Raw genomic sequence first — 19,627 nt, 5'->3', positions numbered from 1 at the left:
TTAGATCACACCCCCGATCGCAACGATCATCAGAATGATCAAGTCCGCGGCGGCGAGAACCAGCGAGGGCTTCAATATTTTCTTTTCCCCGAAAAGGTCCTCCATATACCAGTTCGCAAGATACATGGACGATTCCTGCCCGAAAGAATTCGTAAAATGGCGGTCGTCGCCGGTGTTGGCGCCGCTCATATAGGAAATGACGATTTTATTTCTTTTGCCGAAGGTCAGCAGCCGCACCATAACCGGCAGAATCAGAATGGTGCAGAGCATCAGGAACATGATCCTGAGGTCGCCGCTGCTGATGAGCGTCATCAAAGGTTCATGGAACGTCCGGATCAGGTAAGGCTGCACCAGATAGGTGGACAGCAGCGGGAAGGAAACGCACAGGACGATAACCAGGATCGCCAGCGTGTAAATCGAAAACCAGTCGCTTTTTTCCAGCTTGTCGGGCAGCCGTTCGGAACGGTGGATCACCGCGACCAGCTTGCCCAGCCATTTTCCCCAGTAGAACAGCGTGCTGGCGCTTCCGAATACCAGGAAAATCACCAGCCAGACGCTTTTGGAATCCACAAACGCCTTGAGCGCCGCCCATTTGGAAATCAGCATGCCGAAGGGCGCGAGGAACATTCCGCAGATTCCCACGATCATCACGAAGGCAAGCTTGGGCAGCTTGACGATCAGGCCGTGCATATCCTCGATATTACGGCTGCCGGTGCTGTTTTCCACCGCGCCGACCGAAAGGAACAGCAGCGATTTGGAAACCGCGTGGAACACCAGAAGCAGGATGCCCGCCCACACGGCTTCATGCAGGCCGACGCCCGCGCACGCGGTAATCAGCCCCAGATTGGAAATGGTGGAATACGCGAGCACTTTTTTGCCGTCGCTCTGCGAAATAGCGAGCAGGGAAGCGGCGAAGAAGGTAAACCCGCCGATGGTGGTGACCATGATCCCCGCCAGGTTGCCGTAAAGAGCGGGGGAAAGGCGGATCAGAAGGTAAACGCCGGCCTTGACCATCGTTGCGGAGTGCAGCAGGGCCGAGGTAGGCGTCGGCGCGACCATGGCGCCCAGCAGCCAGCGGGAAAACGGCATCTGCGCGCTTTTGGTCAGCGCCGCGAAAGCCAGCAGGATCACCGGGATGAGCGCCGCCCGGTTCCCCGTGCCCAGAATGACCAGCTCCTGAAGGCTGGCGATCCTCAGCCGGAGGGAACAGTACAGGATGGCCGCCGCAAAGCCGAGGCCGCCCAAAAGGTTCATCCAGAGCGCGCGGAAAGAATTCCGGATGGCCTCCGGGGTCTGATTATAGCCGATCAGCAGGAACGAACAGATGCTGGTGATTTCCCAGAAGAAATAGATCCAGGTCAGGTTGCCGGAAAAAACCAGTCCGAACATCGCGCCCAAAAACACAAAAAGCATGGCGAAGAAAAAGGGCGACCGGTCCTTGTACTCGGTGTGGTGCTTGTGGTATTCCCGGATGTATCCCACCGCGTATACGCAGATCAGGCACCCCACGATACCGACCACCATGCACATGATAATGGTCAGATCGTCCACAACGATATGGTTTCCGCCTTCCGCGGAACGACCGGTAAGCTCCATCCATGCAACGGGCAGAGTCTGCGCCGCCGAAAGCAGGGCACAGTAATACTGCTTATACCGGAAGGAATAGTAAAACACAAGACCCATCAGCCCGAATTCCGCCAGAAGCATCGCCTTGTCGAGCAGTCCGGTTTCCGAAAGGTACGACTGGTCCGTCCCGCCAAGCAGGAAACTTACGGAAAAGGCAATCACCGTCACGACGAGGACGGCGCAGCTTGAAAATACAATCATATCCCGCAGTTTTCCCGGTTTGACCATGGATAGAATCAGAGCTGCAATAAAAGGAAAGATTATGAGAGTAACGATCATTGCAATAAAACCACCATTTCTCCATGTTTCTCTTCTGCAAACACACCAAATACACAACACTTTTCCCCTGAAAGGCAAATAAATGTTATTTTTATAACAGAAGCACATCTATGATAATCAAAAATTTGCAGATGTGCAAGGTCAATATTTACCCTTTTTCTCCGGATTTTAGAGTGGATTTTATATAAATTTAAAAAAATACAGATTCTGGGAAAATTGAAAGAACAGTTTTGTGACTATAAGCCGATTGCGAGAATTATTTTATAAACAGAAGGGAATCCGATGATACATATTTATACATAATGGATAAAAAAAGCAGTCCGCCGGACAACCTTAACATTCGGCGGACCGCGTGAATTCTTTCCAGAATCCGGGCCGGAATTCAAAGAGGGGATATTCCCCGCTGACAGGATTTCGGTTTTGATAATCCGCATAAACCAGGCGGTGTCCGGCGTACAGCAGGGCGCAGCCCCTCCTGATCCCCTTGGAGGGACGGTTTATAGCCTCAAGCTCGCGGATCGCCCTTCCCAGCGCGGGATCACGGACGCGCAGGACGGGCGGGAGCCTGCCCGAGGCGTTGGTGGACAGCCGGTCGCAGACCATCCTGTCGCGCAGAGCCTCCCTGTCAATGCCGATCTGCCCGCTGAAAAAAGTGAAGAGCAGGGCCGTGTAGTCGTCCAGCGGAATTTTATCCGTTCCCTTTCGGGCGGCGAATTCGCCGAACCGGTCAAACAGCTCGAACGGCGTCATTCCGCTCTTTTCCAGAAGATAGGCGAGCGTCCTGCGAAAGCGGCCGCTGTTGTAAAGACGTTCCAGGGCGTCTTCCGTGTGATGCAGCCGCCGCAGCTCTTCTTCGGAAAGCCAGGGCGTCCGTATTACCTCATACGGCGGCTGTTCGTCGTACCGACAGGGAAATTCCTCCGGATTTTCCCGCATGGGCGCGCCGTACAGCAGCTTTAAAAACCCCAGCTGCAGCATGTTGGGCCTCAGAAAACAGGCGGTATTGAAGCTTTCGGCGAAGCTGGCGAAATCCTCGTAGGGCAGGCCCGCGATCAGGTCGATGTGAATATGCATATTCGCGTTGGCAGTCAGACGGCGGATGTTTTCCTTCAGCCGCTCCACGTCCGTTTTCCGGTTGATGGCGGCAAGCGTTTTGGGGTTGAAGCTCTGCAGCCCGATTTCCAGCTGCATGGAGCCGACGGGTGCCTGCGCCAGAAGACTCAGTGTTTCCTCATCCAGAAGATCGCCCGCGATTTCAAAATGAAAGCACACTCCGGCGGGAATTTCGGTTCCGTAGTTCTCAATGATGAAGCGGAACAGCTCGATGGCCCGTCCGCGGTTCGCGTTAAAAGTGCGGTCGACCAGCTTTACCGTCTTTGCGCCGCTGCGGGCCAGCAGCAGCAATTCCCTTTTGGCCCTGCCCAAGGGAAAAAAGCGCGCGCTGCCGCACCGCCCGGAAAGGCAGAAAGCGCAGGAATAGGGACATCCGCGGCTGGTTTCCAGGTACGCGATGCGCCCTTTCAGCGCGTTCAGGTATTTTGGGGTGTACGGCGAAGGCGGGTCTTCCTCCGGAGTATAAGGAGGAACGGTCACTGCCTGTCCGCCGCGGCGGTAGCAGACTCCGGGAATGTTTTCGGGTGCTTCCCCACGGCTGATTGCGTTCAGCAGAAGGGCAAAAGGCTTTTCGCCTTCCCCTGAGAGAACGTACTGCACCTCCGGTTCCCCGCACAGCAGCTTTTCCGCGCAGTAGCTCACCTCCGGGCCGCCCAGCACGACGACGGCGCCGGGCAGGCGGCTTTTCACCAGCCGTACCAGCTCCTTTGTGGCGGAAATATTCCAGATGTAGCAGCTGAAGCCGATCACCCGGGGGCTCAGCGCCAGCACGCGCTGTGCGACGTCCTCCAGTCGCTCGTTGATCGTGCCCTCCACAACCTCCGCGGTAATTTCCGGCCCGCAGTAGGCGTCCACACCTGCCGAAAGGCACCACGGCGCGAGGGAGGAATGAATATATTTGGAGTTTAAAACGCAGATGGCTGCGGTCAAATTGTTTTTCATTTATATAGGATACCCTTCTTTCCCGCCGGCAGGTTTCCTCCGGCGGGTGAGGCTATTATACCACATTTCCACTCTGCCGTCAGTATTCCCCGCAGCGGGAGCGGCACCCGCGCATTGACGAAAAAAGGAGGATGTCCTGCGATCAGGCATTCTCCTTTCATTGGAACGGCTGTTCTGTTTTGGGATCAAATTTGTGGCATTATCCGTCAGAACCTTACGTACAGTTCTTTTTTTGCCCCGCAGACCGGGCAGCTGTCGGGTGCGCCGTCCAGAATCGTGTGGCCGCAGACCGGGCAGATGTAAACGGATTTCAATTCGATATCTTTCCCTTCCTTTGCGGCGTTCTGCGCTTTCTGGAACAGTGCGGCGTGAATCTTTTCCGCTTCAAGCGCAAAGTGGAAGGAACGCCGCGCGCCGGGTTCCTTTTGAAATTCTGCGGCATTCAGGTAAACAGGATACATCTGCTGCACTTCGTGAAGCTCGCCGTTGATCGCGCCCTGAAGGTTCTCCACCGTTTTACCGGTTCCGAAAACCGCTCCGGCGGTCACCGCGGCGTCCGCGGTGCCGCCGCCGATTTCACGGAAATGGTTGCCCGCGTGTACTCTTTCGGCATAGGCGATTGCCTCGAACAGCTTTTCGATGTTTGGGAAGCCCTCTTTGCGGGCCGCATCCGCCCAGATCAGATATCTCATGTGCGCCATGCTTTCCCCGCCGTACGCGGAATGGAGAAAATCGAAAGTCATTGCATTTTTTACGGACATTGCTTTGTTCCTCCTTGATTTTGATAAGATCCTGATGGGATTCTTAAAATATCCGGTTTGTTACTTGGCTTCCGCGGGCTGCAGGCGGCGGCGGGAATCCCCTTTTGCAACGGAGCTTAAAATTCTGAACAGGGTCAGAGCCGGGGAAGAATGCGCGGATGTGAACGAGATGCCGTTCATGTTGTTGATGTGGTAGACAACGGAGTCCAGCTCGGATACGCCGTTCTCATTGTCGTAACGGAAGGAAATGTCATTCCTGTCCGTAAGTGCGTTCATGTTGTTGATGCCGAAGCGAACCTCGTCTTTGTTCGAGATACCGTTCATGTTGTTGATATTGAAATTGCTTGTCATAAGAAAACCTCCTAAAATTCAATAATAGTAATTGTTATTGTTTTGTTGTTTATAATATACTCCTTATTCCCTGAGAATGCAAGCGTTTTCCAGGAAAAATTTCAGTAATAAACGAAAGATAATTTGTGTACTTTCGCTAAATGCAAAGAATTCCCCCTTGCTAAAGGAAAAGAACCTTGCGAAACCGCAAGGCTCTTTTCCGATTGAGGTTGTATGGGAAAGTCCGGAAAGCGTTAGAAATCCGCTTTCCACAGGCCGTGCAGGTTGCAGTATTCATAGACGGTGCCGGAAGCAACCTCGTTGAATTCCGCTTTCGGCTCCATGCCGGGCTTCAGATAGGCGATTTCCACTCTGTCGTCCGTGACAAGGGCAATCCATTCAATGTGGTGCTCGGGGAGCATCGGGTGCGGCACCGAACCGACGGATACCTTGATTTTTCCGCCCTCGCGGGTAACGACCGGCACATGCTTTTCCTGTGCGGCGTCCGTGGTATTGGCTTCCAGCTTGGTCATTTCCTGACCGCAGCAGGTAAGCGTTCCGCCGCCTTTCCTGATCAGGGCCACCATATTTCCGCATAATTCACAACGATAGAAAGCAACTTCAGACATTTTACATTTCTCCTTCATTCATCCATTTATAATCCGATTGATCATACAGGTCCGACCTGCAGGGATTCCACAGCCGATTTATTCAAAAGCCACGACGGCTTCTTTGCGCCTGATGCGCGGCAGCACCGTCTCCAGAACGCGGAAACGATGGTTCAGGTCCTTTTGCTCCAGATAGGCGGCCGCCAGATCCTGTCCGATGACCAGGTCCATGTATCTGGGTTCGGAGCAGACGAGAACCGCTTTTTCAGCGCCGAGCACCGGCGAGGTGAACACATTGCCCTTTAACAGCCTGCCGATCCGCTCGATTTCCAGCAGACCGGTTCCCGGCTGAATCCGCTGCAGCTTCAGGAAAAGGTCCGGGCTGACGATCAGCGCGTAGGCGCCGTAAATGCCGTTTGCCGTAAACCATTCCAGGCCGGCGGCAAGGTCGGAAAACGCGTTTTCATCAGCGGCCCAGTCCGACCGTTTGATCCTGTGGATTCCGGACGCCGTCAGCAGCCCCTCGTATCCGTTCGCTTCGCTGCCGAAAAAGATCAGCCGGTCCTCCTTCCTGGCGCAGGTTTCCGCGGCATAAGCCGCGCCGGAAAGGTCGGTCGGGTAACCGGTTTTGCCGTCGCTTTCCAAATCCTTCGCCAAAAGGGTAAAGTCCTCGTACAGCGTGGGGATTTGAACGTAGTTTCTGCCCTTCGCGGTAATCAGGCCGTCCGTTTCAGTTTCGTCAACCCGGGCGTCGTCCACCCGGATGCTTTCCGCTCCGATCCCCAGCGGGCCGTAGAGATGCAGAAATTTTCTTCCCGTCAGCGCGGAGCGTGCCGCGCCGATTACCTCGGAGTCGATTTTTTTCCATAGGTCCGACCCGATCGGCGCATTTTCTCTGGATAAGTAACTCATGATGATCCCTCCTATATTCTATTGGTTCAACAGGCCGCCTACGGTAAGCTCTGCGTGTGTTTCGGCGTTCTGTTGTGCGGGCGGGCCGGAAAGGCCGAGTCCCTCCAGCATTTCTTTTACCTCCGATTCCCCGGAAGCGAACCATTCGGCCTCTTTCGGGTCCAGGTTCCGCAGCAGCGTCATCAATTCCCCGACGTGCGCTTTTTCCTCGTCCCGGATATCGCTGATCACTTCTTTGGCCATCACGTTGTCCGTGGCCTGCACATGTGCGTCGTAAAGATAGATCGCCTCCAGTTCGCCGGCGATATCCAGCCGGATTGCCTGGACCAGTTCCTCCTTCGTCAATTTCCGTTCGACATTCCCCTGAAAGGGATTTGCAAAAGCTGGCATTTGTTTGACCTCCCAATATTAATTTAATAATAATAACTGTTATTGTTTTACTGCTATTAATATACACTCTTTTTCTTCCGATTGCAAGTACCTGAAGCAAAAAAATAATCATTTTTAAAATTTTGCAGATCCGCACGGCGCTTTACCGAACGGGCGCTCGGCGGCGGCTGAGAAGATTAAGTTTGTTTTAAGCTTGCGGTTTTTGCATCGATTCATTATAATAGGGAATATGGAAAATATCCCCACATTGCCCGGGGCCGGGGGAAACGCTCTTCACAAATCGGGAAACGGGCCGATATATTCTATAATAAGGTAAAACAGAAGCCGAAACGGGTGTTCTTTGCTCACAGAAGGAGGAATTTGATTGAAAAAGATCCTTTCCGTTTTATTGTCGCTGGCGATGATCGTTTTGTCGGCGCCGGTGGCTGTACAGGCGGCGTCCAGTGACGAAATTATCGATAAGCACGGTGCGAAAACCTACCAGGGAACTGCTTCCGCGTGGGGCACTACGTGGAATGAGGACAATTTTACGGAAGTGACCAATTCCAACGTGATTGCCAGCGGCAGCCTGACCATCAAGGCGGGGGAGATCAAGGACGTAACGGTGTCCGGCAGCGGCAGTAAGGTGACCATTTCCGGCGGCACCATGAGCGACGTCGACTGCGGCGGATCGGCGGAGCTTTCGGGAGGCACCGTCGGATCCTTGGAAGCAAACGGGAACATGGTGCTGAAGGGCGGTACCGTTAAACGCGACGCCCGGTCCGACCAGAAGGTGACGATCAGCGGAAAAGTAGCCGTGGGCGGATCAGTCATCGGCAATGAGGTGGCGGCCTCCGGCAGCACGGGCAGTACGGTTTCGGGCTCCATTCAGGCCGACGGCGCCATTACTTTGACCGGAAACGGACTGAAGGTCAAAGAACTGGACGGGGAAGATACGGCGACGCTCAATCTGAAGAGCTACAGCGGAAAGCTGCCCTACCTTACGGACATGGGCTCCATTGTGGTGGATGCCGGCAGCACGGTGACGGCAAACGGCAGCGTGTACGCAGGCAATCTGACGATTGCCCAGAAGGGGGAATTTGTCACCGCCTCTTGGCTGGAGCTGGATACGCTGACGGGACCCGGAACGCTCTCCTTCAATACCGGAAAGCTGACCATCCACAACGGGATATCGGGGAAGCCGCTGCTGAATTTCAACAATTCCGCCCGAAACGGCCAGACGGCTTTTCAGGCCGACAGAGGCATGGTGGGTGAAGACGAGGTCCTCCTGTATGATTTTGAGCTGGAAAGAGAAACGTCGGACGACGGCGATATGGATGAATTTGTGCTGAACAACAGCCTGAAAGAGGGAGTCACCCTGAGCAAATCCTCCGTTGCGCTGGACGGCAAAAACCCGGTCACGGTCTCGGCGAGCGTAAAGCCCTCCTTCTCGCAGTTCGCGGAGGGAACGAAGGTCGTCTGGGAGCTGCACGGGGAAACCGGCGGCTTCACGATCAGCGCGAGCGGCCTTTCCTGCAAGGTTTCCGCAAAGGGTACGCCGTCCGAATCCTATAGGGCGACGCTGATCGCTTACCTTGTGGACAAAAGAGGCGACAGGCTGGCGGACTACCGGTCCGACTCCTGCGTCCTGACCTACGGCGCGCCGTCGCAGTCCTCCGGCTCCGGGCTGACGCTGGATACCTATGCCGTCACCATCGGGGCGGGCGACACCTACTGGGTTCTGGCCGTGACGGATTCCAAAACGCCGCCGGCAGCCATGTCCTACAACTCCCCCGTGGCGACGGTGGGAGCCGGCGCCGCGTATAACAAAAACGGGAAAATCGGATGGCTGTATCCCGTTACCGGCGTTGCGAAGGGCGGAGTGACCATCGATGTCGGCGGGGAAAAAATGATAACGGCCATCGCCGCGGGCAGCATCGTGGTGGATACCTCCTCTTATACCATGAGCCCGGGCGGAAAATATTATATCGGCGTTAAAATCGGCGGGATCGACCGCAAGAAACTCAATGTCCATTCCCAGAACGCCTGCACTACGGTCGATTATGCCGGAAAAAACAAAAGCGGGCTGGACCTGTATGTGGTGACCGGCGGGCAGACCGGGGTCGGCGCCGTTGTTTTTGAAATCATCGGCGGCCAGTCGGTACAGACACAGATCACCGTGGAAAACGGCGCCAAGCCGCACGGCGTGAGCGCAAGGCTGATCGCGGCGGCGTAGCAAAGCCGCGGCCGCGTGAAAAGGCCGGCTTCGATATCAGGGAGCATATCCGGAAAAGCCCTGGAACGGGCGATTTCCGCATATGCTCTTTCTGTTTTCTTCCGCTTATTTGCCGACGCGGAGTTTTTGCCCCGTAAAAAATTTGCTGCCCGTGGGCTGAATTTTTGAGTTTTGTGGTATAATAGGAATGATCCTCAAAAGAAAAAGAAAATTTAAGGAGAATGTATGCTTTCGTTCAAACCAATCGAAGCCGATAATATTTTGGCTTTATCCAAGTATTTCGAGTACCAGCAGTTCAGGACCTGCGACTATTCTATCGCAGGAATCTTTATGTGGAGGAAATTTTTCTACAGCGAGTATGATATCTATGAGAATATGTTGCTTTTTAAAGTTACATATCTGAACGGGGCGGTCGCGTTCACTTTCCCGGTCGGCCCCGGCTCCGTTGACGGCGCGCTGACGCAGCTGGAAAATTACGCAAGGGAAAAGGACATCCCCCTCTGTTTTTGTACGGTGCCGCTGAACGCGCTCGGCGTACTGGAAAAAAGGTACGGCGGCAGAATTACCCACACGGAAAACCGCGACTGGTTCGACTATCTGTACCTGTGTTCCGACATGCAGACGTTTGCCGGAAGAAGGTTCAGCGGCCAGCGCAACCATATCAATAAGTTTAAAAAGCTATATCCCGATTACCGCTATGTTCCCATTGAAAACGGAAATATTGACAAAGTGATCGAATTTTTCGGAAGCTATGCGGAAGAGCACGTCAAGGACAACCCCATCGCCAAAGAAGAATCCTTCCGAGCGAAGGAAATCCTCCCGTATTTTGAGCGGTTCGGGCTGCGCGGCGGCTTTATCGAGGTGGAGGGGGAAATCGTTTCCTTCTCCGTGGGGGAAATCGTGGGAGACACCCTGTTTGTCCATATTGAAAAAGCGCTGAAGGAATATGAGGGCTCTTATCAGGTGATGGTGAAGGAGTTTGCCGTACATGAGGCGGATGAGAGAGTGACGTATATTAATCGTGAGGAGGATATCGGCGACCTGGGGCTCAGAACCTCCAAGCTGTCCTATCACCCCGTTCACATCCTGGAAAAGTATTTCGTGACAGTGGAGGAATCCGCGTGGAAATAACCAGAATTTCCGAATCCGACCGGGAACGGGCCGCCGCGTGTTCGATACCCAGCGCGTTCTGGCAAGAAGCGTAAGGGGGAAACGCCCCGGACAAAATAAGGGGACGGTGGAAAACCGCCGGATAAAATGATACCATACTGAAAAACAGCGGGAAGGGGGATACCGATGGATGCAGCGCAGAGGCGCCGGGAGATTCTTGAGATTCTGAAAAAAAGCGCGCAGCCTGTCAGCGCCGGTACCATTGCAGGGCAGTTCCAAGTGAGCCGGCAGGTTATCGTGGGGGACGTCGCGCTCCTGCGGGCGGCGAACATCGCTATTTCCGCCACGCCGCGGGGTTATATCCTGACGGACGGCGCCGGCGACAGGGATCAGCTTCTCCGGACGATCGCCTGCAGGCACAGCAGGGAAAACCTTAAGGAAGAGCTGTATACGATTGTGGACAACGGCTGCGGCCTGATCGACGTGATCGTGGAGCACGCGGTTTACGGCCAGCTTTCCGGCCAGCTGCATATTTTTTCCCGCTACGACGCCGACTGCTTTCTGGAAAAGCTGTCGAAGGACCACGCGTCGCCCTTGTGCGACCTGACGGGCGGAGTGCATCTGCATACGATTTCCTGCCGGTCGGAGGACGCGTATCAAAGGGTTCTTGCCGCTTTGGAGGAAAAAGGAATTTTGTTTTCCCGGTAGATCCTCTTGACAAATCCGAAAATTTTCTTTACAATTCTAATTACAGGTGTCAAGACAGATGTAAAGATAAAATATGAGGATTGTCAGAGAGGGATATTATGAGGAATCGTGAAACGAAACTAATCAGCATGGTCATTGCGGCGCTGCTTTGCGCCATTGGGATCATCATTCCGATGTTCGCCCCGAAAATCATTTTGGAACCGGCGTCCTTTACCCTTGCCAGCCACGTGCCGATTTTTATCGCCCTGTTTATTTCCCCGCCGGTGGCTGCTGCGGTTTCCGTCGGAACAGCGTTCGGATTTTTCTTTGCCGGATTTCCGATCGTGGTGGTGCTGCGCGCGTTCAGCCATCTGTTTTTTGCGCTGACAGGCGCGTTCCTTCTGAAAAGAAAAGAGGATATGCTCGCTTCCGTTGGAACGGCCACAATGTTTGGGCTCCTTCTGGCGCTGATTCACGCAGTCAGTGAAGTGACCGTCGTTACGCTGTTTTATTTCGGAAACAACATGCCGAAAAATTATTATGCCAACGGATACTTTATGTCCGTGATTCTGCTGGTCGGGGTCGGCACCATCGTTCACAGCATGATCGATTTTGGGATCGCCCTGTTTGTGTGGAAGCCGCTGAGCCGCGTGATCAGCATTCCGGTCAGCGCCAAGACGGTGCTGAAACGGGAAGCTGCCGTAAAATAAATATTTTCAGGATCCTCCCGCTTCCTTGTCTGCAGCGGGGGGATTTTTTGTCTCGGGGTGCGCTCTTGCCTTTATCTCCGCGCCGATCAGGATCATAATGGGGAAGATGATCTGGAAGGGAATCACATAAATCTTGTACGTTGGAATCCATTCCACCCATTCCACCGTGTTTTCGTAAAGGATGCCGGACAGGGTAACCATAAGCAGAGCGCAGGGAACGACATAGAGCTTTTGGTCGGCTGCATTCAGCAGCTTGGCGAGACCCAGAGAAGAGGAATACAGGCAGACGGCAATTTTAATAAATCCGGCCAGCATCAGGTTGACGCCGGTCAGGACCTCCGCACGGGAAAAAAAGTCGCCTATGGAAATAATGCTGACGGTCTCGTAGGAAGGAAAATAAAACATGGTCGCAGAGGGAAAGCCAAGGATCAGAATATTTCTGAGATTGATCACGATCATGATCGCCAGTGTCATGATCAGGGCTTTCAAAAAAAACCGGGACGGTTTCGCCTGCGGGTCGAGTGCGGAGAAAAGGGAGAGGCAGAGAAAGGCTTCGCCCAGGGGCAGGACGCAGAGGGAAAAAGCACTGCCGAGCAGCGTCTTCAGATCGGTATTCATGATGGGCTTCAGGTTGCCGATATCCATATCTTTGGTGCCGAGTATGAAAGTGGCGGCAACGGATACCATGAGAATCGGGAAAGTGTATTTTGACATTCTGCCGATACTTTCGGGCCCGCTTTTTACGGCCCAGACGGATAAAAGGATAATGAAAAACAGGATCGCCGGTTCGGGTGTTTCGGGCATATTCAGGATATGAATGAAGGTGGAAAAAACCTTCAATACGATGCCGCCGAGATGGATGGAAAAAAGCACATAGATCGAGATCAGGATCCGGCCGAAAACCTTGCCGAAAATCTGCGTCAGGATTTCAAACAAATTTTTTCCGGGATACAGGGACGTCAGCCGGATATACAGAAAAAGGAGGGGGAGGATCATAATTCCCGCAAACAGGACGGCGATCCAGGAATCCTGTTTGGCTTGCGGGTCGATGCCGATGACCACCAGGCTGCCCAGCCAAAACATGATGACCGTGGACTGAATCTGTTTTTCCGTTATCTTATGATTCATTTTTTACCTCTAATGAAAAATAGACGAAATGATCCGGCTGATGATTTTATTAGGACTCGTAATATCAGCGCCGAAGCTCATCATGATGTTGACCGTCAGAGTAATCAGGTAGACGGGAACGGAAAACCAAAGAGCCTTTTTGTCCCCCTTTTTAAAAGCGGGGATCAGGTCGAAGACAACCAGGACAGCGTAAAGAATCAAAAAAACAACCACCGAGCTCATATCAGTCACCAACTCTCGCCGTGTTATTGATTTTAATGTCCGCCGTTACGGCGATATCCATCGCAGTGAAAATTTCGTCCCATTTTGATTTGTCCTGCTCCCATAGCTGGGGATCGGTTTGATAAATCAGATTCCCGAATCCGAAAACATCGCATTTGTATTGATCCTGGGCTGTTTTTATCAGATTGGACACGTTGGTTTCCAAACCGCTTTTCGCGCTTTTTTCAACCGTCTGAATTCTGTCGGTTGTGATGCGGCTCTTAGCAGTCTGGTTTTCTCCGAGCGCACATACGGTTTTGATGTCGATTCTGAATGCCGGAGGATTTTGGGTAACGACGGGGGTGATTTTTGTTCCGCTCTCCTCTATCTCAAGGGAGATGTTCCTGCCGTCGGAATCAGGGCTCGTCAGCAGCAGCCCTCCCTTTATCTGGTTTTTAATGAACAGCATCAGCTGGGACTGGTCGGTATTCAGAAAACCAAGCAGCTTGTCCTTTTTAAAAATGGCCGTACCGGCCAGTTCAACAGTGGTTGCCGTCTGCTGTTCCGTAATTTTAATGGAGGGAAGAATCAGGGAGGTGCCTTCCCCGGCAAGCATATTGTTGGCCTGGTAAAGCTTGATTCTGGGCGTTTTCGAAAGGCTGGCTACGTTTTGTGCCAGCATTTGGTCGATTTCCAGACAGATCAGGTGATCTGTTACCGGTTTTTGCTGAAGGATTTCTCCGGCTGTTTTTTCCTCTGAAATCATGGGGAGCAATGTCAGCCTGGGCTCGGCGTCACGGGAAACAAAATCCAGAAGAGGGGTGATTCCCTCCGAAGCGAGGTCTTTACTGATTACTACTATTTTACACTCGCTGAACGTCAGTTTTTTCTGGCTTTTGCTGATCGCGTTCCTGATTCCTTCAAACACGGTGTCCCCTTCGGTTTCCAGCAGCTTGGAACCCGGATTGTCTCCGGACAAGTCCAAAAATTCAAAGGTAAGATGATATTTATGCCCGTTCGTTCCTCTGTCGATCGCGAAGCCGGAGACCATGGAAAGGCGCTCTATTTCCTGATAATTCCAGCAGCCGCTTAAAAGGAGCGTGCTCAGGATCAACAAGAGGATGCAAAGTCGTTTACCGGTTTTCATTTTTCGCTCCTCGAAGCTTCCCTCGTCTCGTTTGGGGAGAGGTATTTCGGCCTTTTTTTCATAAACCACCACGGGGCTCTGACCGCAATATCCTTTTTATCCTGTAAAGTGTTTTCATAAGCGCTGCTCATAATGGGGATCCCGAAAGAATTGAGATTAAAAAGATGGATCGACAGTCCCAGTGCTCCAAACATATAACCGTACAGCCCGAGAATGGACGCCATGGCAAGCAGGATAAAACGCAGGATAATGGCGGCTCCTTTTACACGGGGAATCATCAGGCCGGAGATTCCCGTGACTCCTACGATAATAATCATCGGGGCGCTTACGATCTTCGCTTCCACGGCAGCCTGCCCGATGACCAGCGCGCCGACAATGCTGAGTGCCTGTCCCATCATTCCGGGCATTCTGGCCCCGGATTCCCGGAGCATTTCAAAGACGATCAGCATTAAGACCGCTTCCAGCACAGTGGGAAAAGGAACGCCCTGCCTTGCCTCCGAAATACTCATTGTCATGGCGAGCGGAAGCATTTCGTCGTGAAAGGTGGTCAGGGCGACGTAGATCGCCGGAACACTGGTGGCGACAAAGAAGGCGATTAATCGCAGCATGCGTCCGATGGACGCAAAAAAATAGTTGATGTAGTAATCTTCGTCGCTTTGAAAATTCTCTATGAAAAGGAACGGAACGGTTAAAACGACCGGGGTGCCGTCCAGAAACAGGGCGACTCTTCCCTCCAGAAGCTTTGCCGCGACAATATCCGGCTTTTCCGTGCTTCCGATCGTTTTGAACGGAGAGTACGGGGAGTCTTTAATAAATTCGTTTATATAATTTGCATCTAAAGTACCATCGATAGAAAAGGTCCGAAGTCTTTTCTTTAGTTCTGCAAGCACGTCCTTGTTGACGACCTTGTCCAGATAGCAGATGCAGGCCTTTGTATTGGACCTTGTCCCAAAACGCTGGAACTCCATTTTCAGATCCGGCGTTCTCAGCTTTCTGCGCAGCATGGAAAGATTCATCATCAGCGCCTCGTTGAATCCTTCGCGCGGGCCGCGCAGGACTTTCTCGTTTTCCGGCTCTGAAACAGATCGGCTGTCCCAGCCCTTTGTGTTCAGAATCAAAAAGTCGGAAAAGCCGTCCATCATCAGGATACAGTCTCCGTAGACGATCGCCTGCAGGATTTCGTCCGTGTCCGACGTGCGTTCCACACTGTCGGACAGCATTACCTGCTTCGCGATGATATCCAGCGATACGGCATCCTTCTGCCCCGGTCTGTACTCGACCAGCGGTTTGATAACGTCCTCGTTTATCAGCTTGTTATTCACCATTCCGTCGATATAAACAAGGCAGAATCCTACGGACGGGAACGCCGGATTTTCGACCGGCCTGAAAGTCAGTGTTTCATCGTTTTTAAAAATGCCCTGCAGCAGTTTTTTGTTGACGCTGATCCTGCCGGTAAAGGCAGCTTTTTCTTCCTTTTGGTCCGCGCTTTTCTTTTCCATTTTTTCACCTTCCCGGTTAAAACAATACATCTGATACTATTTGTAATAACGGGAAATTTATACGATTCCTCCGATTTTTAATAAAAGCCCGTATGCACGGAATTTCATCCCATGCATACGGGTTTCTATTATGTCTTCTTGTATTTCAGCCTTGTGGCCATTCCGCCGCGGATGTGACGCTGCGCCTTGTTGATCTCAAGGATTTGCTTAACCTGTCTGTATAGCTGGGGATCGACATATTTCAAACGCTGCGCCACATCCTTATGTACAGTCGTTGCTTAATTGGACGGTTTCCGGCAGACCGATTTCACGCAGCACCTTGAGGTAAATATCCACATTCCCTTTTTCGTCCACTTGAATGCTGTCCAGCACCCGGTGAAGCAGGCCGTTCGTGATGGTATCCGCTTTCAGAACGGTGTCGATGTCCCGGAATGTTTCGTTCAGTCCGCTTTCCAGTAAGTCGCTTTTGCTGATGTGATTTTGTACCAGCTTCAATTCCTCTTCCAGCTTGACAATGGAGCCGTTGAGTTCCTTTGTCTTTTCCCGCAGCTCTTCCATGGAGATAATCTCATTCTCATACATTTCCAAATACTTTTGTTTTGAACGCGTTTCCTTGTTCAGTCGGGCGGTCAGTTCCCGTTCGGAAATCTGGTTCTCGTCCTTGGTTTGATATTGCCGGTTAAACTCCGCCACAATGCCGCGAATCACATTGGGCTTGTCCGACAGAATTTTACGGAAATAGGAACGGATGGAATCCAGCAGCTCCTGTTCGTCCAGAATCGTGCGGTTCGGGCAGGTATCCACTCCGTTTGCACTGCGTCCGGTGCAGGACCACTTGATGTAGGTGTTTTTAAAGGTACGAACGGAGCGCCGGAACGAGTTGCCGCAGCAGGTGCATTTAATCAGTTTGCTGAATGTGTTTTTCTGGCTGCTGCGTTCCCCACTGTGGTTGAAGGTATCCCTTTTCTGCGCAATGATAGCTTGTGCGCGCCGGAAGGTAATATCATCAATCAGCCTGAGCTTGGGACGCTCTGTAACCAGCCATTTGGCTTCGTCCTGCTGACGACGCTTTCCCGTTAAAAAGTCCGAAACTTCCTGTTTTCCGTTGATAATTTTACCGACATAGATTTGGTTGCTCAGGATACGGGCAACCGCGTTTTGGCTCCAGTTGCAATTACGTTTGGTTTTCAGCCCACGGCGGTTCAACTCGACCGCGATTACGGTTTCACCGTTCCCCTCCAGATACATGTTGAAAATTTCACGAATGGTTTTTGCTTCCTGTTCATTGATGCTCAGGCTGAAATAATCATCCGGAATTTTGTCATAACCGTAAACCAGATTCGGAACACGGCCTTTTTCTGCGTTCTGTTTTTTGCCGAATTTGACACGCTTTGAAGTGTTCGAGCTTTCTTCCTGTGCGATAGCGGAGAGCATGGTCAGCATAAATTCAGAGCTGTCGGAAGAGGTCTGGTCATAGTTGACAAAGATCACTTTAATTCCGAGTGCCTTCATCTTGCGAATGCTGGTCAGAAAGTCTACAGTATTGCGCGCCAGACGGGAAACGTCTTTAATTAGTACAATATCGAACTGATGAACTTGGGCGTCCGCGAGCAGACGGAGCAATTGGGTGCGGTTTTTCATTTTTGTGCCGCTTTTGCCTTCGTCTGCGTATATCTTTACAAGGTTATATTCATTGCGCCTTGCATATTCCAGAAAGAATTGCTGTTGACTTTCCAGACTGTCGAGTTGTTCTTCTTTATTGGTGGATACCCGGCAGTAGGCAACTGCTTTCATACGATCACCTTTTTTATCAAAATAATGGCTGCTTTATAGTTACAAAACAAAAGCGGGGCGAAGTCGTTTTCGTCCCCGCCCAGCAATTATAAATTTCAGTCAAGACGTATGACGTGATACGCCTATAGTTTATTGGAAATCTATCACATTGTCAAGCCGACCGTGGAGGAGGATAAGTTGGAATCCGCTATGTACTGCCGGCTTGCCTTCGCCTGAATAATTTTATCCGCAATATTCGCCGCGATCAGCTTTGTCAGGTATTTAGCGGTTTCCTCGTCGGTATTGGGATTATGGAACGTAATATGGATAGATTGCTTTTTCACAGCTGATTCCTCCCTCGCACTGGATGTTAAATTTTATGAGAATGAGGTACAGGTTATGTTAACAATCGTAGGACAGGAAATTCCGTGATTCGATGATATCGGCAAACAAACCCCTTGCTGTGTACACCGACAAAATCGGCTATACGCTGCACCACGGATCAAAATATTCCGGGAGTCTTTCTATGGAATTTCCGTATTCAGCCAATAAGAGCATCTGCCGATTATCTTTTGACGGTGGGGGAAACAATTCTGGGGTCCGGAGAACTGCTTTGGTTTTCTGATATTGATCTGGGAAGAGATTACGGCCAAAAAATAATTGTATTGTTTTTGACAAATAGGAAGAAAAAATGAACCAATTCAACAAATTATTATACTTGAAATTATAATAATTTTTGGTATAATAATTAATGAGGTGGTTTAAGTGAAAAAATTTGTTGATCGTAATTCTGAACTTAACTTTTTGGAAAGCGAATTTCAACGTGAAAATTCCTCTCTGATAATCCTTTATGGCAGACGTCGTGTCGGCAAGACTGCCCTATTGTCTGAATTTATAAAAGGGAAGAGAGCGATTTACTTCTTGGTGACAGAGGAGTCCGAGGCACAAAATCGCTCAGCCTTTCAGGATATTGTTGCAGATTTTACGGGTGACTCCTTGCTGAAAAACGCCACGGTAGACAGTTGGAAACTCATTTTTCAAACGTTACTGCAGAATACGAAAATTGATACATCAGGCAAAAAGATCGTCATCGCAATCGATGAATTTCAATATCTCGGCAAATCGAATCCGGCGTTTCCCTCCGTTTTTCAACATATATGGGATACTATGTTGAAAGATGCGAATGTGATGGTGGTCCTCTGTGGGTCGCTGATTTCGATGATGGAATCACAGACTTTGAACTATAACAGTCCTTTGTATGGCCGCAGAACCGGGCAAATCAAATTGAAACAAATTCCCTTCCGGCATTATAAGGAATTCTTTCCAGAAAAAAGCCGTCAGGAGTTGATTGAATACTACAGTATTACCGGAGGCGTTCCCAAGTATATAGAGCTTTTTTATGATAACCGCGATATTTACAGTGCAATCGAAGCGAATATTTTAAATAAAGCAAGCTTTCTGTATGATGAACCCAATTTTCTGCTTCAGCGGGAGGTTTCGGAGGTCGGCAGTTATTTTTCCGTCATAAAAACGATTGCCGCCGGGAATCAGAAGCTGTCTAAAATCTCTACCGTTCTTGAAATCAAGCAAACCGGTTTGACCAAATATTTAAAGACATTAATAAACCTTGATATTCTCGAGCGTGAAGTACCGGTGACGGAAGAGAACCCCGGAAAAAGCAAGCGGGGTTTGTATAAAATAAAAGATAACTTTATTCTATTCTGGTTCCAGTTTATTTACCCGAATCTGAGCTATATCGAATCCGGAAACGAAGAGCTTGCCATGAGAAAAATCCGTCAAAATCTGATCGATCGCCATGTCAGCTATGTGTACGAGGATATCTGCATTGAAGAAATGTGGCAGATGAATTCTGACAACATGTGGGGTTTTCATTTTGACAAGGTTGGCCGTTGGTGGAGCAACAGCACCGAAATTGATATTTTGGCTCTTGACAATACAGGCGGAAACATTATTTTTGGTGAGTGCAAATATTGGAACGGTAAGGTTGGCCCGGATGTTTTAAATGCTCTGGAAGAAAAGGCCAAAGAGGTGGACTGGAATAATCGGGTGCGTCATAACCACTATGTTCTATTTAGCATCAACGGATTTACTGACGATCTGATTGCCCTCAGTAAAACGCGAAGCGACGTTCTGCTGCGTCAATAGTGAAATCTAGCCGCATTACAAGGAATTGAG

The 19,627-nt window shown here is 51.1% G+C and carries 18 protein-coding genes and 1 pseudogene; 5 read left to right on the top strand and 14 right to left on the bottom strand.

From position 1 onward, the window contains the following. The 7 genes from ACQGQ5_RS03655 to ACQGQ5_RS03625 all read right to left on the bottom strand — a co-directional run bounded on the left by ACQGQ5_RS03655 (position 1) and on the right by ACQGQ5_RS03625 (position 6,961). Positions 1 to 1,827: an NADH-quinone oxidoreductase subunit 5 family protein gene (locus ACQGQ5_RS03655; RefSeq protein ID WP_455735237.1), complete on the bottom strand. Its 1,827-nt coding sequence runs from the start codon at positions 1,825 to 1,827 to the stop codon at positions 1 to 3. A 411-nt stretch (positions 1,828 to 2,238) separates the two neighbouring features. Next, a complete protein-coding gene (locus tag ACQGQ5_RS03650) occupies positions 2,239 to 3,960 on the bottom strand; it encodes a DUF4080 domain-containing protein (RefSeq protein ID WP_455735236.1) in 1,722 nt (573 codons plus the stop codon). 206 nt (positions 3,961 to 4,166) lie between these two features. Beyond that, positions 4,167 to 4,721, bottom strand: a complete 555-nt coding sequence (locus ACQGQ5_RS03645) for a rubrerythrin family protein (RefSeq protein WP_455735235.1) — start codon at positions 4,719 to 4,721, stop codon at positions 4,167 to 4,169. A 60-nt stretch (positions 4,722 to 4,781) separates the two neighbouring features. Then, positions 4,782 to 5,072 carry a hypothetical protein gene (locus ACQGQ5_RS03640; RefSeq protein WP_455735234.1) on the bottom strand — a complete coding sequence of 97 codons (291 nt, stop codon included), beginning with the start codon at positions 5,070 to 5,072 and terminating at the stop codon, positions 4,782 to 4,784. Between the two features lie 233 nt (positions 5,073 to 5,305). Further along, entirely contained in the window at positions 5,306 to 5,680 is a 375-nt protein-coding gene (locus tag ACQGQ5_RS03635) for a desulfoferrodoxin (protein WP_455735233.1), read from the bottom strand. Positions 5,681 to 5,758: 78 nt separating this feature from the next. Continuing rightward, positions 5,759 to 6,571 (bottom strand): family 1 encapsulin nanocompartment shell protein, encoded by an 813-nt coding sequence (locus ACQGQ5_RS03630; RefSeq protein WP_455735232.1) that lies wholly within the window; start codon positions 6,569 to 6,571, stop codon positions 5,759 to 5,761. A gap of 18 nt (positions 6,572 to 6,589) precedes the next feature. Then, entirely contained in the window at positions 6,590 to 6,961 is a 372-nt protein-coding gene (locus ACQGQ5_RS03625) for a demethoxyubiquinone hydroxylase family protein (RefSeq protein ID WP_455735231.1), read from the bottom strand. Positions 6,962 to 7,325: 364 nt separating this feature from the next. Here ACQGQ5_RS03625 and ACQGQ5_RS03620 point away from each other — a divergent pair, with 364 nt between their 5' ends. The 4 genes from ACQGQ5_RS03620 to ACQGQ5_RS03605 all read left to right on the top strand — a co-directional run bounded on the left by ACQGQ5_RS03620 (position 7,326) and on the right by ACQGQ5_RS03605 (position 11,683). Further along, on the top strand, positions 7,326 to 9,176 hold the full coding sequence (locus ACQGQ5_RS03620) for a hypothetical protein (protein WP_455735230.1): 1,851 nt from the start codon (positions 7,326 to 7,328) through the stop codon (positions 9,174 to 9,176). Positions 9,177 to 9,401: 225 nt separating this feature from the next. Beyond that, complete coding sequence (locus tag ACQGQ5_RS03615; protein ID WP_455735229.1) at positions 9,402 to 10,307, top strand: DUF2156 domain-containing protein; 906 nt, start codon at positions 9,402 to 9,404, stop codon at positions 10,305 to 10,307. Positions 10,308 to 10,472: 165 nt separating this feature from the next. Continuing rightward, the gene (locus ACQGQ5_RS03610) at positions 10,473 to 10,994 is read left to right on the top strand and encodes a 3H domain-containing protein (RefSeq protein ID WP_455735228.1); all 522 of its coding nucleotides are present in this window, start codon (positions 10,473 to 10,475) and stop codon (positions 10,992 to 10,994) included. A 98-nt stretch (positions 10,995 to 11,092) separates the two neighbouring features. Next, positions 11,093 to 11,683, top strand: a complete 591-nt coding sequence (locus ACQGQ5_RS03605; protein ID WP_455735227.1) for a hypothetical protein — start codon at positions 11,093 to 11,095, stop codon at positions 11,681 to 11,683. A 6-nt stretch (positions 11,684 to 11,689) separates the two neighbouring features. On the opposite strand, the gene ACQGQ5_RS03600 is transcribed toward ACQGQ5_RS03605, so the two are convergent. From ACQGQ5_RS03600 to ACQGQ5_RS03570, 7 genes and pseudogenes are all read right to left on the bottom strand, one after another. Next, positions 11,690 to 12,811, bottom strand: coding sequence for a GerAB/ArcD/ProY family transporter (locus ACQGQ5_RS03600; protein ID WP_455735226.1), 1,122 nt, complete (start codon positions 12,809 to 12,811; stop codon positions 11,690 to 11,692). 9 nt (positions 12,812 to 12,820) lie between these two features. Further along, a complete protein-coding gene (locus ACQGQ5_RS03595) occupies positions 12,821 to 13,012 on the bottom strand; it encodes a hypothetical protein (RefSeq protein WP_455735225.1) in 192 nt (63 codons plus the stop codon). A 22-nt stretch (positions 13,013 to 13,034) separates the two neighbouring features. Next, positions 13,035 to 14,159 (bottom strand): Ger(x)C family spore germination protein, encoded by a 1,125-nt coding sequence (locus ACQGQ5_RS03590; protein WP_455735224.1) that lies wholly within the window; start codon positions 14,157 to 14,159, stop codon positions 13,035 to 13,037. Continuing rightward, entirely contained in the window at positions 14,156 to 15,658 is a 1,503-nt protein-coding gene (locus ACQGQ5_RS03585) for a spore germination protein (RefSeq protein ID WP_455735223.1), read from the bottom strand. Before ACQGQ5_RS03585 ends, ACQGQ5_RS03590 begins: the two co-directional genes overlap by 4 nt. A gap of 128 nt (positions 15,659 to 15,786) precedes the next feature. Beyond that, positions 15,787 to 15,933 (bottom strand): annotated as a pseudogene (locus ACQGQ5_RS03580) (sporulation transcriptional regulator SpoIIID); the annotation flags it as partial. Next, entirely contained in the window at positions 15,920 to 17,452 is a 1,533-nt protein-coding gene (locus ACQGQ5_RS03575; protein ID WP_455735222.1) for a recombinase family protein, read from the bottom strand. The gene ACQGQ5_RS03575 and the pseudogene ACQGQ5_RS03580, both read right to left, overlap by 14 nt. Positions 17,453 to 17,595: 143 nt before the next feature. After that, a complete protein-coding gene (locus tag ACQGQ5_RS03570; protein WP_455735221.1) occupies positions 17,596 to 17,775 on the bottom strand; it encodes a hypothetical protein in 180 nt (59 codons plus the stop codon). A 421-nt stretch (positions 17,776 to 18,196) separates the two neighbouring features. On the opposite strand from ACQGQ5_RS03570, the gene ACQGQ5_RS03565 reads away from it, so the two are divergent. Further along, a complete protein-coding gene (locus ACQGQ5_RS03565; RefSeq protein WP_455735220.1) occupies positions 18,197 to 19,597 on the top strand; it encodes an ATP-binding protein in 1,401 nt (466 codons plus the stop codon). The last annotated feature ends 30 nt before the right edge of the window (positions 19,598 to 19,627 follow it).

The sequence above is a fragment of the Caproiciproducens sp. genome (assembly GCF_053840905.1).
This window is presented reverse-complemented; position numbering and strand designations above follow the sequence as displayed.

Bases quoted from the DNA above. Each gene is read 5' to 3' on its own strand.
- ACQGQ5_RS03655 (WP_455735237.1), bottom strand. From the start codon at position 1,827: ATGATTGTATTTTCAAGCTGCGCCGTCCTCGTCGTGACGGTGATTGCC.
- ACQGQ5_RS03650 (WP_455735236.1), bottom strand. From the start codon at position 3,960: ATGAAAAACAATTTGACCGCAGCCATCTGCGTTTTAAACTCCAAATAT.
- ACQGQ5_RS03645 (WP_455735235.1), bottom strand. From the start codon at position 4,721: ATGTCCGTAAAAAATGCAATGACTTTCGATTTTCTCCATTCCGCGTAC.
- ACQGQ5_RS03640 (WP_455735234.1), bottom strand. From the start codon at position 5,072: ATGACAAGCAATTTCAATATCAACAACATGAACGGTATCTCGAACAAA.
- ACQGQ5_RS03635 (WP_455735233.1), bottom strand. From the start codon at position 5,680: ATGTCTGAAGTTGCTTTCTATCGTTGTGAATTATGCGGAAATATGGTG.
- ACQGQ5_RS03630 (WP_455735232.1), bottom strand. From the start codon at position 6,571: ATGAGTTACTTATCCAGAGAAAATGCGCCGATCGGGTCGGACCTATGG.
- ACQGQ5_RS03625 (WP_455735231.1), bottom strand. From the start codon at position 6,961: ATGCCAGCTTTTGCAAATCCCTTTCAGGGGAATGTCGAACGGAAATTG.
- ACQGQ5_RS03615 (WP_455735229.1), top strand. From the start codon at position 9,402: ATGCTTTCGTTCAAACCAATCGAAGCCGATAATATTTTGGCTTTATCC.
- ACQGQ5_RS03610 (WP_455735228.1), top strand. From the start codon at position 10,473: ATGGATGCAGCGCAGAGGCGCCGGGAGATTCTTGAGATTCTGAAAAAA.
- ACQGQ5_RS03605 (WP_455735227.1), top strand. From the start codon at position 11,093: ATGAGGAATCGTGAAACGAAACTAATCAGCATGGTCATTGCGGCGCTG.
- ACQGQ5_RS03600 (WP_455735226.1), bottom strand. From the start codon at position 12,811: ATGAATCATAAGATAACGGAAAAACAGATTCAGTCCACGGTCATCATG.
- ACQGQ5_RS03590 (WP_455735224.1), bottom strand. From the start codon at position 14,159: ATGAAAACCGGTAAACGACTTTGCATCCTCTTGTTGATCCTGAGCACG.
- ACQGQ5_RS03585 (WP_455735223.1), bottom strand. From the start codon at position 15,658: ATGGAAAAGAAAAGCGCGGACCAAAAGGAAGAAAAAGCTGCCTTTACC.
- ACQGQ5_RS03575 (WP_455735222.1), bottom strand. From the start codon at position 17,452: ATGAAAGCAGTTGCCTACTGCCGGGTATCCACCAATAAAGAAGAACAA.